This window comes from Curtobacterium sp. Leaf154, assembly GCF_001424595.1.
GTDB classification, from domain to species: Bacteria; Actinomycetota; Actinomycetes; order Actinomycetales; family Microbacteriaceae; genus Curtobacterium; species Curtobacterium poinsettiae.
Window position 1 is genome coordinate 147,076 of record NZ_LMOS01000006.1, and the last position, 13,028, is coordinate 160,103.

The 13,028-nt window shown below is 71.7% G+C and carries 15 protein-coding genes and 1 riboswitch; of the genes, 9 read left to right on the forward strand and 6 right to left on the reverse strand.

Annotated elements, in window-relative coordinates; all coding sequences use genetic code 11:
- Window positions 1–8: 8 nt before the first annotated feature.
- Window positions 9–1,106, forward strand: coding sequence for a galactose-1-phosphate uridylyltransferase (gene galT / locus ASF75_RS12480; protein WP_056071854.1), 1,098 nt, complete (start codon window positions 9–11; stop codon window positions 1,104–1,106).
- A complete protein-coding gene (galK, locus tag ASF75_RS12485; RefSeq protein ID WP_056071857.1) occupies window positions 1,103–2,242 on the forward strand; it encodes a galactokinase in 1,140 nt (379 codons plus the stop codon). Before galT ends, galK begins: the two co-directional genes overlap by 4 nt.
- 165 nt (window positions 2,243–2,407) lie before the next feature.
- On the opposite strand, the gene ASF75_RS12490 is transcribed toward galK, so the two are convergent.
- The 3 genes from ASF75_RS12490 to glyA all read right to left on the reverse strand — a co-directional run bounded on the left by ASF75_RS12490 (window position 2,408) and on the right by glyA (window position 5,197).
- Window positions 2,408–2,857 carry a hypothetical protein gene (locus ASF75_RS12490; RefSeq protein ID WP_056071860.1) on the reverse strand — a complete coding sequence of 150 codons (450 nt, stop codon included), beginning with the start codon at window positions 2,855–2,857 and terminating at the stop codon, window positions 2,408–2,410.
- A gap of 142 nt (window positions 2,858–2,999) precedes the next feature.
- On the reverse strand, window positions 3,000–3,923 hold the full coding sequence (locus ASF75_RS12495; protein WP_082509731.1) for a tetrahydrofolate dehydrogenase/cyclohydrolase catalytic domain-containing protein: 924 nt from the start codon (window positions 3,921–3,923) through the stop codon (window positions 3,000–3,002).
- Window positions 3,920–5,197: a serine hydroxymethyltransferase gene (gene glyA / locus ASF75_RS12500; RefSeq protein WP_056071863.1), complete on the reverse strand. Its 1,278-nt coding sequence runs from the start codon at window positions 5,195–5,197 to the stop codon at window positions 3,920–3,922. The genes ASF75_RS12495 and glyA overlap by 4 nt, the downstream gene beginning before the upstream one ends.
- Window positions 5,198–5,293: 96 nt before the next feature.
- Window positions 5,294–5,378, reverse strand: a riboswitch (ZMP/ZTP riboswitch).
- Window positions 5,379–5,416: 38 nt separating this feature from the next.
- Between glyA and clpS the strand changes: the two genes are divergently transcribed.
- Both clpS and ASF75_RS12510 read left to right on the forward strand, forming a co-directional pair.
- Complete coding sequence (clpS, locus tag ASF75_RS12505; protein WP_042539252.1) at window positions 5,417–5,722, forward strand: ATP-dependent Clp protease adapter ClpS; 306 nt, start codon at window positions 5,417–5,419, stop codon at window positions 5,720–5,722.
- Window positions 5,719–6,192, forward strand: coding sequence for a DUF2017 family protein (locus tag ASF75_RS12510; RefSeq protein ID WP_017888109.1), 474 nt, complete (start codon window positions 5,719–5,721; stop codon window positions 6,190–6,192). The genes clpS and ASF75_RS12510 overlap by 4 nt, the downstream gene beginning before the upstream one ends.
- A gap of 43 nt (window positions 6,193–6,235) precedes the next feature.
- On the opposite strand, the gene ASF75_RS12515 is transcribed toward ASF75_RS12510, so the two are convergent.
- A complete protein-coding gene (locus ASF75_RS12515) occupies window positions 6,236–7,108 on the reverse strand; it encodes an NAD(P)H-binding protein (protein ID WP_052481810.1) in 873 nt (290 codons plus the stop codon).
- Window positions 7,109–7,183: 75 nt separating this feature from the next.
- Between ASF75_RS12515 and ASF75_RS12520 the strand changes: the two genes are divergently transcribed.
- The 5 genes from ASF75_RS12520 (at window position 7,184) to nagA (ending at window position 10,456) form a co-directional block, all read left to right on the forward strand.
- On the forward strand, window positions 7,184–7,639 hold the full coding sequence (locus ASF75_RS12520; protein ID WP_056071866.1) for a MarR family winged helix-turn-helix transcriptional regulator: 456 nt from the start codon (window positions 7,184–7,186) through the stop codon (window positions 7,637–7,639).
- Window positions 7,640–7,776: 137 nt separating this feature from the next.
- The gene (locus ASF75_RS12525) at window positions 7,777–7,989 is read left to right on the forward strand and encodes a hypothetical protein (RefSeq protein WP_042539250.1); all 213 of its coding nucleotides are present in this window, start codon (window positions 7,777–7,779) and stop codon (window positions 7,987–7,989) included.
- A 27-nt stretch (window positions 7,990–8,016) separates the two neighbouring features.
- Window positions 8,017–8,877 (forward strand): formyltetrahydrofolate deformylase, encoded by an 861-nt coding sequence (gene purU / locus ASF75_RS12530; RefSeq protein ID WP_056071870.1) that lies wholly within the window; start codon window positions 8,017–8,019, stop codon window positions 8,875–8,877.
- Between the two features lie 8 nt (window positions 8,878–8,885).
- Window positions 8,886–9,293 (forward strand): YrdB family protein, encoded by a 408-nt coding sequence (locus ASF75_RS12535; protein WP_052481808.1) that lies wholly within the window; start codon window positions 8,886–8,888, stop codon window positions 9,291–9,293.
- Window positions 9,290–10,456 carry an N-acetylglucosamine-6-phosphate deacetylase gene (nagA, locus tag ASF75_RS12540; RefSeq protein WP_056071872.1) on the forward strand — a complete coding sequence of 389 codons (1,167 nt, stop codon included), beginning with the start codon at window positions 9,290–9,292 and terminating at the stop codon, window positions 10,454–10,456. The genes ASF75_RS12535 and nagA overlap by 4 nt, the downstream gene beginning before the upstream one ends.
- Before the next feature lie 34 nt (window positions 10,457–10,490).
- Here the strand turns inward: nagA and ASF75_RS12545 are convergent, their stop codons facing one another.
- Together ASF75_RS12545 and ASF75_RS12550 are read right to left on the reverse strand one after the other, a co-directional pair.
- Window positions 10,491–11,054, reverse strand: a complete 564-nt coding sequence (locus ASF75_RS12545) for a hypothetical protein (protein WP_235517660.1) — start codon at window positions 11,052–11,054, stop codon at window positions 10,491–10,493.
- The gene (locus ASF75_RS12550; RefSeq protein ID WP_056071878.1) at window positions 11,038–12,909 is read right to left on the reverse strand and encodes an alpha/beta hydrolase; all 1,872 of its coding nucleotides are present in this window, start codon (window positions 12,907–12,909) and stop codon (window positions 11,038–11,040) included. The genes ASF75_RS12545 and ASF75_RS12550 overlap by 17 nt, the downstream gene beginning before the upstream one ends.
- Between the last annotated feature and the right edge of the window lie 119 nt (window positions 12,910–13,028).

Consider the following 13,028-nt stretch of genomic DNA (forward strand, 5'->3'; position numbering starts at 1 on the left):
CTGTTCCGGTGATCACCAAGCGCGTGACGAAGCTCGCGGACGGCCGCGACCTCTTCTACTTCGACGACGCCGACTCGACGCTGCCCGCGGAACGCAGCATCGACGACCGCGTACTCGACCCGCGGCCCGAGACGGCGCGGATGCGGCAGGACGTCCTGACGGGTGAGTGGGTGTCGATCGCTGCGTCCCGGCAGAACCGTGTGTTCCTGCCGCCGGCCGACCAGGACCCGCTCGCGCCCCAGAGCCCGGCCAACCCGTCCGAGATCCCGAGCCGCTACGACGTCGCGGTGTTCGAGAACCGCTCGCCGTCGTTCGGCCCGCTGCTCGAAGCCGACGACGCCCCCGAGTCGCTCGACTCCCTGAGCGACGTCGGCCTGAACCGCCAGCTCCGTTCGGTCGGCCGGTGCGAGGTCGTGTGCTTCTCCCCCGAGACCTCCGGTTCCTTCGCCTCCATCTCCGAGTCGCGTGCCCGCACCGTCGTCGAAGCCTGGGCCGACCGCACCGCCGCGCTCTCCGCGATGCCGGGCATCCAGCAGGTGTTCCCCTTCGAGAACCGGGGCGAGGCGATCGGCGTCACGCTGCACCACCCGCACGGGCAGATCTACTCGTACCCGTACATCACGCCGCGCACCCAGCGCCTGCTCGCGAGCATCGAGCGGTTCGGGCCGGACCTGTTCGAGCAGCACCTCGCGAACGAGCGGGGTTCCGAGCGGGTCGTCCTCGCCGGCGAGCACTTCACCGCCTTCGTCCCGTTCGCCGCGCGCTGGCCCATCGAGATCCACATGCTGCCGCACCGCCACGTGCCCGACTTCGCCGGCCTGACCGACGCCGAGAAGGACGAGCTGGCGCACATGCACCTCCGGCTCACCCGTGGGCTCGACGCGCTCTACAGCGACCCGACGCCGTACATCGCCGCGTGGCACCAGGCGCCGGTGCACACCGCCCGCGACACCGTGCGGCTGATGCTGCAGATCACCTCGCCGCGACGCGCGGCGGACAAGTTGAAGTTCCTGGCCGGCAGCGAAGCCGCCATGGGCGCCTGGATCGGGGACCTCGTGCCCGAGAAGGCGGCCGAGTTCATCCGACAAGGAGTCGAGCGCGCATGACGTTCCAGCAGGTCTACGGGTACGAGCCGACGGTGCGGTACTCCGCACCGGGTCGCGTCAACCTGATCGGTGAGCACACCGACTACAACGACGGCTACGTGTTGCCCTTCGCGATCGACCGCCGCACCACCGCGTCCATCGCCCAGCGCGACGACCGGATGATCCGCGTCGCATCGGCCTTCGACGCCGCGAGCGAGCCTGTCGCACTGTCCCTCGACGACCTGTCGCCCGGGGCCATGGACGGCTGGTCGGCCTACGTCTTCGGGATCGCCTGGGCCCTGCGCGAGCAGGCGGGTGCCGATCTGAGCGACAAGACCGGGTTCGACGTCTTCATCGACTCCGAGGTCCCGGTCGGTGCCGGCCTGTCGTCCAGTGCCGCGATCGAGTGCGGTGTCGCCCTGGCGTTCAACGACCTGTGGGCACTCGGCCTCGACCGGAAGTCCCTGGCGCGCGTCGGGCAGTACTCGGAGAACCACGCTGTGGGCGCCCCCACCGGGATCATGGACCAGTCGGCCTCGCTGCTCGGCGAGCAGGACGCCGTCGTGTTCCTCGACTGCCGCACGCTCGACACCGCCGTCGTCGACCTGGCGCTCGAAGCGAACGGGCTCGAGGTCATGGTGATCGACACCCGTGTCGAGCACGCCCACGCGACCGGTGGCTACGCCGCTCGTCGGGCCTCGTGCGAGAAGGGCGCCGAGGTGCTCGGCGTCGAGGCACTGCGTGACGTCAGCATCGAGGACCTGCCCCGTGCGCAGGAGCTCCTGGACGACGAGACCTTCCGTCGTGTGCGGCACATCGTGACCGAGGACCAGCGTGTCCTGGACACCGTCCGCACCCTGCGCGAACAGGGCCCCCGGGCGATCGGTCCACTGCTGGTCGCGTCGCACGAGTCGATGCGCGACGACTTCGAGATCTCCGTTCCGGAGCTCGACCTGGCCGTCGCCACGGCCGTCGAGCACGGCGCCGTCGGTGCCCGCATGACCGGCGGGGGGTTCGGCGGTGCGGCGATCGCGCTCGTCGACCAGGCGTCGCGTGACGCGATCGCCGCAGCAGTCACCGCCGCGTTCGCCGACGCCGGGTACCGCGAGCCGAACGTGTTCACGGTGCACGCCGCGCAGGGCGCTCGGCGCGACTGACCGCTGCGGCGCAGGCCGTCACCCGCGCGCTCGGCCGCTCGGCGCTCGACGTTTCGCGCTCAGCGACAGGTCACGCGGCGATCAGCCCGTGAGCTGTCGTTCATCACGAAAGCACGGCGAGGCCGGACGAGCCGTGCCCGCCGCGCGTTCGACGGCTCGGCCGACTCAGCCGAGGTAGTCCGCGTACCGGACGTGCTCCACGACGTTCCCGAGCACGAACGGGTGTGGCCGACCGTGCTCCACGGCCCACTCCACCCACGTGGACTGCGCCGGCATGAGCAGCCACACCAGCGCGGTGGTCCCGAGCACGGCAGCCAGGGTCAGGCCCATCACGGTGTGCTCGTCGAACCGGGCTGCCCCACGGCGGGCGATCGCGACGACGAACCCGACGACCGCGAACCCCACCGTCGCGAGCGTCCACCCGAACCAGGGACCCGACGTGAACGTGTACTCCTGGCCGGCGTGCACGAAGGTCGTCGCCCAGCTCGATCCCGGAGCCTGGAACAGCACGCAGATCGCCACGATGACGATCAGCCACCGGGCGTCCTTGGTCAGTTGCGACGGCTCGGGCCGGGGTCGCATCACCGGCGCCGTCTGCAGTCGTTCGTCCCCCATGCCGCGACCGTAGCACCGGCGGGGTGCACTTCGTGAGCAGCAATGGTCGGGTGCGATGACGCCACCCGACCATTGCTGCTCACGATCGCGACCGCGCCGAGCCCCGCGCGACCGAGCCCCGCGACCGCGAGCCACCCATCCGCTACGACAGCTGGCGCTCGGCGGCCTCGACCACGTTCTTCATGAGCATCGCGCGGGTCATCGGCCCGACACCACCGGGAGTCGGCGACAGGAAGCCCGCGACCGATGCGACCGCGGGGTCGACGTCGCCGTGCAGCTTCGCCTTGCCGGTCTCCTCGTTGACCACGCGGGTGATGCCCACGTCGATCACGGCGGCACCGGGCTGCACCCAGTCCGGCTTGACGAGCCCGGCGACCCCGGCAGCGGCGACGATGATGTCGGCGCGACGGCACTCCGCGGCGACGTCGGCGGTCAGCGAGTGCGTCAGGGTCGCGGTGGCCTCGAGTCGCGTGAGCAGCAGGCCGAGCGGCCGTCCGACGGTCAGCCCCTGGCCGATGATCGTCACGTGCGCACCACGGATCGGGATCTCGTACGCGTCGAGCATCGCGACGATGCCCCGCGGGGTGCACGGCAGCGGTGCGTCGATCGTGCCGGCACCACCCGGCACGGCGAGCACCAGCTCGCCGAGGTTCGTCGGGTGCAGGCCGTCGGCGTCCTTCGCCGGGTCCATCAGCTCGAGCATCGGCGTCGGGTCGATGCCCTGCGGCAGCGGGAGCTGCACGATGAAGGCGGTGACGCGGGGGTCGTCGTTCATCTGCAGGATCGCGGCCCGGATGTCCGCGGCGCTCGCGGACGACGGCAGGTCGATGCGGTGCGAGTCGAGGCCGATCGACGCCGAGTCGCGGTGCTTGCCCGCGACGTAGGAGATCGAGCCGGGGTTCGCGCCGACCATGATCGTGCCGAGGCCCGGACGGATGCCGTGCTCGTGCAGGCGGTCGATCCGGCCCCGCAGTTCGTCGAGCGTCCGGGCGGCGAGGGCCGTGCCGTCGATGCGGACGGCACTGCCCTCTCCGTCCCAGAGCGTCCGAGGGATCGTGCCGCTCACGCGTACAGCGGGAACGCGTCGGTCAGGGCCTTCACCCGTGCCGAGAGCGCTGCGACGTCCGGGTTCGGCATGAGGGTCAGCGCGATGATGTCGGCCACCTCGGTGAACTCGGCGTCGCCGAAGCCGCGGGTCGCCAGCGCCGAGGTGCCGATGCGGACACCCGAGGTGACCATCGGCGGACGCGGGTCGAACGGCACGGAGTTGCGGTTCACGGTGATGCCGACCTCGTGCAGCAGGTCTTCGGCCTGCTTGCCGTCGACCTCGGACGTGCGCAGGTCGACGAGCACCAGGTGCACGTCGGTGCCACCGGTGAGCACGTCGATGCCCGCGGCCTTGGCGTCGTCCGCGGTCAGGCGGGCGGCGAGGGCCTGGGCGCCGCGGATCGTGCGCTCCTGACGGTCCTTGAACTCGGGGGTGCCGGCGAGCAGGAACGCGGTGGCCTTGGCGGCGATCACGTGCATGAGCGGGCCGCCCTGCTGGCCCGGGAAGACCGCGGAGTTCAGCTTCTTGAACAGGGTCTCGTCGTTCGACAGGATGATGCCCGAGCGGGGGCCGCCCAGGGTCTTGTGGACCGTCGACGAGACGACGTGGGCGTGCGGGACCGGGGACGGGTGCAGCCCGGCGGCGACGAGGCCGGCGAAGTGCGCCATGTCGACCCAGAGCTTCGCGCCGACCTCGTCCGCGATCTCGCGGAACTTCGCGAAGTCGAGCTGGCGCGGGTAGGCGGACCAGCCGGCGATCAGGACCTTCGGCTGGTGCTCGATGGCCTTGGCGCGGATGTCGTCGTAGTCGACCTCGAACGTCTCGGGGTCGACGCCGTACGCCACGGCGTTGTAGATGCGGCCCGAGAAGTTCAGCTTCATGCCGTGGGTCAGGTGACCACCGTGGGCGAGCTCGAGGCCGAGGATGGTGTCGCCCGCCGAGGCGATGGCGTGCAGGACAGCGGCGTTGGCCGTCGCGCCGGAGTGCGGCTGGACGTTGGCGTACTCGGCACCGAACAGCGCCTTGGCACGGTCGATGGCGAGCTGCTCGGCGACGTCGACGTACTCGCAGCCGCCGTAGTAGCGCTTGCCCGGGTAGCCCTCGGCGTACTTGTTGGTGAGCACGGAGCCCTGCGACTCGAGCACGGCACGCGGCACGAAGTTCTCGGACGCGATCATCTCGAGGGTGTCGCGCTGGCGGCCGAGCTCCTGCTGCAGGACGGCGGCGATCTCGGGGTCGACCTCGGTGAGCGGGGCGTTGAACGCGGCGCGGGCGGCGGCCTGCTCGGCCACCTCGGCAGAGTCGGAGACGAACGGGGGCAGATCGGCAATGGACACGGGACTCCTACGGTGTGCGGACGACCAGCTGGTCGCACTCGGACGGTCGGTCGGTGCAGCCCAGGCGTACGGCCGCGCACCGTGTCTTTGTCGCTCCCTGATGGTGACCCATCCAACGCCAGTCGCGACGTGACGATCGTACCGAGCGACCCCGCCCTGTGTCACCCTGGATGCATGACGCTGCTCTCGCCCGACGTGGACGAACGGACCACCACGGACGAACGGACCAGTGCACGGGCGGACACCCCGTGGGTCACCGTGGTCTGGGACGACCCGGTCAACCTGATGTCCTACGTCACCTACGTCTTCCAGCAGCACTTCGGGTTCTCGCGCGCGCAGGCCGAGCGGCTCATGCACCAGGTGAACGACGACGGCCGCGCGATCGTGGCAACGGGCCCGCGCGAGTCGATGGAGGCCCACGTCCAGTCGATGCACGGCTACGGCCTGCAGGCGACCGTCGACAAGGCCCCCGAAGCGTGATCCCGTTCGTCCGCCGCGCCGACGGCGTCCACCTCGGCCTGTCCTCCGGCGAGCGCGACCTGCTCGCCTCGCTCACCGAGCAGCTGCGGCAGGTGCTCGGCGGCGACCTGTCCGCCGACCCGATCAGCGAGCGGATGTTCCCGGACGCCTACCCCGGTGACGACGAGGCGAGCGCGGAGTTCCGGAAGTACACGCAGTCCGACCTGCTCACGCAGAAGACGACGAACGCCTCGATCGTGCACGAGTGGCTGACGGGCACCCGCGACGGTTCGCTCGACGCCGAGGACGAGCAGGCGTGGCTCCGCACCCTCACCGACCTGCGGCTGACGATCGCCGACCGGCTGGGCATCGAGGACGCCGACGACGAGGAGCGCTCGGTCGAGGCCGACGCGGGCGTCGGCCTGCGCGACGTCTACGACTGGCTCGGCTTCGTACAGGAACACCTGGTCGTCACGCTCACGTCGCGCTGACGGCCCACGGCCTGGAGGCCCGGATCACCTCCGGCGCGACGGGTCACCCCAGCAGGTCGTCGCGGTGGGCTCGCGCCCAGTCGGCCAGGCTCCGCGGTGCGGTGCCGGTGATGCGCAGGACGTCGGCGCTCATCACGTCGACGCCGTCGAGGCCGCGGCGGACGACCCGGCCGAACTGCTGCCGGAGCCCCTCGGCCTGCCAGGCGGGCACCCCGCTCAGGCGCAGCACAGCGGCGTAGACCCGGCTCGGCAGGTGCAGGGGGCGCACGGGTCGGCCGAGCCCTTCGGCGAGCGCGGCGGCGACACCCCGCGCATCGAGCAGGTCCGGGCCGGTGAGCACCGGTTCGGTGCCGTCGTGGCTGTCCTCGGTCAGCACCCGCGCCGCCGTCCGGGCGATGTCCTCGGTGTCGATCCAGCCGATCACCCCGCGGCCCGTGGTGTGCGGGAACCACCCCCGTCGGATCGCCGGTGCCGAGGGCTGCACGTTCGTCATGAACGACGAGGGGTGCAGGATCGTCCACGCCAACCCGCTCTCGCGTACCAGCCGGTCGGTGTGCCAGGCGGCGCTCGCCCACGACATCGGGGAGTGCTCGGCGGCGTCTCCGCCCGACAGCTGCACGATCCGTCCGACCCCGGCCCGCTGTGCCGCTCGGACCCCGCTGGCGCCCTGCTCCCGCTGCCGCTGGCTGACCGGCGTCACGAGGAAGAAGCGGTCGGCCCCGTCGAGCGCCGCGGTGAGCGCGTCCTCATCGTCCAGGTCGGCCAGGCGACCGTCGATGCCGCGTGCCCGGAGCGCGTCGACCTGCTCGGGGCGTCGGACCACTGCGCGGACCGTCACCCCTGCCGCCCGCAGCAGCTCCGCGGTCTTGCCCCCGACGTCCCCGGTCACGCCGGTGACCGCCACGATCTCGCCCATGTCTGCTCCTCGTCCCACTGACCCGTTCTGGTATCAGTTTCCTGATACCAGAACGTACGCCGGTACGATCGCCCCGTGCCCCAGGAACTCCCAGCCCCGCGCGACGACGTCGACGGCATCGTGGCGTGGACGGTCATCCGGGCCGCACGGACGCTCTCCCGCCGACTCGCGGCCGAGCTGGCGCCGCTCGGGTTGACGCCCGTCGAGTTCGGCGCGCTCATCCAGCTCGCAGCGGCCGGCGAGCTCAGCCAGGCCGACCTGGCGCGCGCGGTCGGCGTCCGACCGCAGAGCATGACGACGCTCGTCGGGGGGCTCTCGACGCGGGGATTCGTGGAGCGGGGCGCCGCACCGGGCCGGGGACGGGCCTCCCGGATGCGACTGACCGACCAGGGCGAGGCGCTGCTGGCACGCGCCCACCCGATCGTCCGGGCGAGCAACGCGTGGTTCGGCGACGGTGCGGAACCGATCTCGGCGACCCTGCTCCCGCTGCTCGAGCCGGACGCGGGCGACGACGGGTCCGCCGTTCCCTGAACGACATCGGAAGCCTCGCCCGACGCCGAGTGAGCAGAAGACGACGGCTCGCACCCCCGCACCCGACGTCTTCTGCTCACTCGACGACCGCCGGACGTCCTGGAGCCTCGCCGCCCGCGGACCGGGAGCGTCGGGGCATGGCGAAGGGCGGCGGGTTCAGCAGTGACACCACGGCAGGCGCGATCTGGAACGTGGTGATCTGCGGCATCCTCTGCATCGGCATCCCGATCGCGGCGATCGTCAACGCCGACCGGGGTTCCGCGTCCGTCGGCATCGGCATCGCCGCGACGGTCCTGGCCCTGTGCATGGAGGTCTCCTTCGTCCGCCGCCTGCTCGCGCACCGGCGCTGACGCTTCCGCGGCCGGTACCCTGATCCGGTGACCGACCCGACCCCCACGCACTGGACCCTGACGCTCGTCTGCGACGACCAGCCCGGGATCGTGCACGCCGTCTCCGGAGCGATCGTCGCCGCCCAGGGCAACATCACCGAGTCGCAGCAGTTCTCCAGCGCCGACACCAACACGTTCTTCATGCGCCTGCAGGTGATGGCGCCGGTCGACCGCGCCGCCTTCGAGGCAGCACTCGCGCCCGTCGCCACCCGCTACGACGCCCGCGTCCAGCTCGACGTCGTCGGTCGTCCGCTGCGCACCCTCGTGCTCGTGTCGAAGGCCGGTCACTGCCTCAACGACCTGCTCTACCGGCAGCGCGGCGGACAGCTGCCGATCGAGGTGCCCCTCGTGCTGTCGAACCACGCGGACCTGTCCGAGCTCGCCGCGTTCTACTCCGTGCCGTTCGAGCACCGTCCGGTCACCGACGCCGAGTCGAAGGAGCAGATGGAGCGGCGCGTGCTGCAGGCGGTGGAGGAGCACGACATCGAGCTCGTCGTCCTCGCCCGCTACATGCAGATCCTGTCGCCCGAACTCTGCGCCGCGCTCGAGGGCCGTGCCGTGAACATCCACCACTCGTTCCTGCCCGGCTTCAAGGGCGCGAACCCGTACCGGCAGGCGCACGCCCGCGGGGTGAAGCTCATCGGCGCGACCGCGCACTTCGTCACGAGCGACCTCGACGAGGGCCCGATCATCGAGCAGAACGTCGTCCGCGTCGACCACACCAAGGAACCGGCCGAGCTGGTGTCCATCGGGCAGGACGAGGAGTCCCGCACGCTCACCCAGGCGGTGCGCTGGATCGCCGAGGACCGCGTCCTGCTCGACGGCGCCCGCACCATCATCTTCAAGTAGGCAGCACCATGACCAACGCCCCGCAGTCCCCCGTCGACTGGGAATCGGTCCCCGACCCGGCAGCCGTCCGGCAGCCTCGACCGCGGTTCGAGGCCTGGAAGGTCCTGCGCATCGCCGTGATGGTGTTCGGCCTGTTGTCCCTGGCCTTCTGGGGCTACTGGTCGTGGCAGCTCCCACTCCCCGGCTACCTGTTCATGGTCGGCGCCCCACTGTTCGCCGCGGTCGTCTGGTACTTCTTCCGCTCACCGCGCTCCCCGATCGAGACCGACATCGTCGGCAAGACCATCGTCGAGGTCGCCCTGGTCGTCGCCGCAGGCGCGACCTGGATCTCCATCGGCCACCCGGTCGTCGGGATCGTCTTCATCGTGATCGCCGCCCTGAGCGGCGTGATCGCGTTCCGCAAGGAGACCGCATGACCGCCACGGGCCTCCAGACCGGCCGGGAGGCCCAGCGCACGCTGGTCCGCGCGGCCCGCGTCGTCGACGCGGCCGGCACCACGGCCGACGGCTGGGTCCTGGTCGTCGGTGACACGATCCACGCGACCGGCTCCGGCCCCGAGGCCCCCGCGGCCGACCAGGTCGTCGACCTGGGCGACCGGGTCCTGACGCCCGGGTTCGTGGACCTGCACGGGCACGGTGGGGCGACCGAGGCGTACGAGGACGACTCGTTCGACGGCTCGCTCGCGATGCACCGCGCGCACGGCACGACCCGTTCCGTCCTGTCGCTCGTCGCGAACCCGGTCCCCGCGCTCGTGGCGTCGCTGACCCACGTCCGTGCCGTCATGGCGACCGACCCACTCGTGCTCGGCGTGCACCTGGAGGGGCCGTTCCTGTCCCCGCACAACAAGGGCGCCCACAACGAGTCGTTCCTGATCGACCCGACGCCCGCTGCGGTCGACGCGTTGCTCGAAGCGGGCGAGGGCGTCATCCGCCAGGTCACCATCGCGCCCGAGCTGCCGGGTGCGCTCGACGCCGTCCGTCGGTTCGTCGAAGCCGGTGTCACGGTCGCCGTCGGCCACACGGTCGGCACGTACGACCAGGCCCGGGCCGCCTTCGACGCCGGCGCGACGATCCTGACCCACGCGTGCAACGCGATGCCCGGCCTGCACCACCGCGCGCCGGGACCGATCGGCGCTGCCGTGGCGGACGACCGCGTGACGCTCGAACTCATCCTGGACGGCGTGCACGTGCACCCGGTCGTGGCGGACACGCTCTTCCGGGCGACGCCGGGTCGTGTCGCGCTGATCACCGATGCGATGGGTGCTGCCGGCGCCGCGGACGGCTCGTACCGACTCGGGTCGCTCGACGTCACGGTGACCGACGGCGTCGCACACGTCGCGGGGACCGAGACCATCGCGGGATCAACACTGACGCAGGACGTGGCGCTCCGCAACGCGGTCTCGCTCGCCGGGCGGACCCTGCCCGAGGCCGTGGCGGCGCTGACGAGTGTGCCGGCCGGCGCGCTGGGGCTCGGCGACCGCCTGGGTCGGCTGGCGCCGGGGTTCGCCGCGGACCTGGTGGCGCTGTCGCCGTCGCTCGAGGTCGAGCGCGTCTGGGGCGGCGGGCGCGAGCTGCGCTGAAGCGAACACGGCGTAGACGGCTCGCTCGGAGACGTCACGGCAGGTCGGTCGGGCGGGGGTTGAGGGGCTCACCGAACCTCGGGGCCCGGCCCGGGACGCAATGGCCGTCGATGGACACGTCCGCGTACGAATCGAACGCCTGGAAGAAGATGGCGAACCCGTCTGCTGCTGTCCCACCGAGGTACCCCTTCGGGTAGCTGATGACCGTCCGCTCCGGCGTGAGTTCCGTGTCGTGCTGAACACGCGCACCTTCGTACCCGATCGCTGCGAGGGCCCGGGTGACCCGCTCGGCGACCTGATCGGCTGTACCAGGAAGCGGGAGCCGCCGAGTGCTCGCGTAGGTGTACTGCGCAGCGTCCTCGCCATCACTTCCGCAGAGGTTCCACCCGGGGTCCTCGTCACCCCAACCGTCCTGCCCGACGACCGAGCGCACGGCGGCGAAGATGTCCAGGACGTCCTGGTGCGACTGTTCGACGTTCATCGACGTGTCCTTCTGGATCGGGGAGTCCGGGGCGGGGCCGGTGCACCCGGTCAGGAGTGCGGTGACCACCAGGGCTCCGGCGAGTGCGGCGCCCCGCGGTTCAGAGCGTGGGGTCACCGGTGCCCCCGGTCTGCCAGCCGTACATGAGCCAGTCGTCCTTGGTCTGCTGCCGCATCCGGTCGAAGGGGCCGCCCCGCTCGGGGATCTCGTCCCCGTGTCCCATCGCCGCTCGTGCAGCGTTGTGCTGGGCGGTGGTCCCGTCGTCGAAGTACGAGTACCGGCCGTCGTCGTCATCGCCGTCGTACGGCCCGTGGCGGGTGACTCCGTGCAGGGTGTCCGACCCACGACCCTCGGTCTCGGAGCTGAACTCGTGCGCGTCCCACGTGGACTCGGTCGGGTCACGGCGACCGGACAGGTTCTGCCCGGTGACGGCCCAGCCGTCCTTCGCGCCCTGGGTGGCGAAGACCTGCCCCTCGGGCACGTGCAGCGCGGACGCGTTCGGTACGGCGTCCGTCACGCCGGCCGAGCCGAGCAGCACCACGTGGTCGGCGTGCGTCTTCGTCAGGGCGATCGTCGCCACGGTCGTGCCGTAGGAGTGCCCCATGACGGTCAGGTCGGCGTCCCGCCCGGTAGCCGCTCGCGCCGCGTGGAACCCGTCGAGGTCGGCGACGAGTCGCTCGGCGCCCGCTCGCGCTCGGTCGTCCGCCAGGACGGTCCGGAAGGACGGGTCGTCGGCCATCGGCGGATGGTAGCCGATCCAGGACACGACGGCGATGTCACTGCGGCGGATCCCAGCCACACGGGCCTCCTCACGACGCATCCCGCGGGCGATCGCGCTGTAGTCCTGCACCGTGCCGTCCTGGTAGGTCGCGGTGTTCATGCCCGGCACGATGACGCTGACGTGCGTGGCACGGTCGAGGTCACCCGCGACGATCTGCGCGAGCGGTGGACGGTCGTCGACGAGTGCCACCAGTGAGACCGGCGTCGTCGCGAGGGTGTCCTGGATGTTCCGGTAGGCGTCACGCTGCCGTTCCCAGACGAGCAGCTGCTCGCGCGCCGCGGCCGCGTCGGCGGGGTTCCGGGCGGCGTCGTGCAGCTCGCGCCAGTGGCGCACCTGCCGCCGTGCGTGTGCGAGCCGGTCGGCCAAGACCGTCGTGTTCGCCCGTGCCCGCGCCCAGGAGGCGACACCGTTCAGGTTGCCGATGACCGCCGGCATCGCCGCGACGAACGCCCGCTGGGCCGCGGACGGCGCACCGTCGGCGCCCGACATCGTTTGCCACCACCCGGCGACCTGCGCCGCGTCGATGCCGGCGAGCCGCTTCACGACCCGCGAGTCGCCACCGAGCGCAGCGATGCTCTCCGGATCGAGGGTGGCGAGCCACGTGAGGAACTGCCCGTCGCTCATCGCGGACACGACCGCGGCGGAGACCAGCTTGCCGAGCACCGAGCGGTCCTCGAGTGCAGCGGCCGCCGCTCGGTCAGCTGCGGCCCGGCGGGCGACGAGCTCGTCCCACTGCGCCGACAGCCGAGCGTCCAGCCCGGCCAGCCACTCGCCGCTGTGCTGCAGCTGCTGCAGGAGTGCCCGATCCGACTCGACCGCGTCCGGTCCGGATGCCACCGCGGTCGCGTCGCGGATCGCTCGGTCGTTGGCCGCGATGTCATCCGCGGTGTTCCGCCGCGTCGTCTGCAGGCTCGCGGCGTCGTCCTGGATCTCCCGCACCTGGCGCGCGTAGGTGGCGAGTGCAGCCGACGCCGCGTCCAGCCTCGCCGCGACGCGATGCGCACTCGCCGGCATCGCCGCTGCCGCCACGAGGAACTGTTGTTGTGCCCGCCCAGCCCAGCCCGAGGCGGCGTGCTCGGCAGCGACGAGCACGTGCCGGGCGCCGTCACGGACCGCGTCCGAGCGGTCTTCGTGCCTTCGGGCGATCCGTTGGATGCCGTCCGGATCGCCCGCCACGGGGTCCGCGCTCACCGGACCCGCCGGGCGAGGTCGGCGTCCGCCCGCAGGACTGCTTCGGCGGCGGTGGTCACGTACGCACGGAGTGTGTCCGCGTCGTCGCCGAGCGAACGGATCATCGCATCGTGGGCCGA

Excerpts from the sequence above, each read along its gene's own strand:
- clpS (WP_042539252.1), top strand. The coding sequence starts at position 5,417 with ATGACGCTGCTCTCGCCCGACGTGGACGAACGGACCACCACGGACGAA.
- ASF75_RS12490 (WP_056071860.1), bottom strand. The coding sequence starts at position 2,857 with ATGGGGGACGAACGACTGCAGACGGCGCCGGTGATGCGACCCCGGCCC.
- ASF75_RS12515 (WP_052481810.1), bottom strand. The coding sequence starts at position 7,108 with ATGGGCGAGATCGTGGCGGTCACCGGCGTGACCGGGGACGTCGGGGGC.
- nagA (WP_056071872.1), top strand. The coding sequence starts at position 9,290 with ATGACCGCCACGGGCCTCCAGACCGGCCGGGAGGCCCAGCGCACGCTG.
- ASF75_RS12535 (WP_052481808.1), top strand. The coding sequence starts at position 8,886 with ATGACCAACGCCCCGCAGTCCCCCGTCGACTGGGAATCGGTCCCCGAC.
- galK (WP_056071857.1), top strand. The coding sequence starts at position 1,103 with ATGACGTTCCAGCAGGTCTACGGGTACGAGCCGACGGTGCGGTACTCC.
- ASF75_RS12525 (WP_042539250.1), top strand. The coding sequence starts at position 7,777 with ATGGCGAAGGGCGGCGGGTTCAGCAGTGACACCACGGCAGGCGCGATC.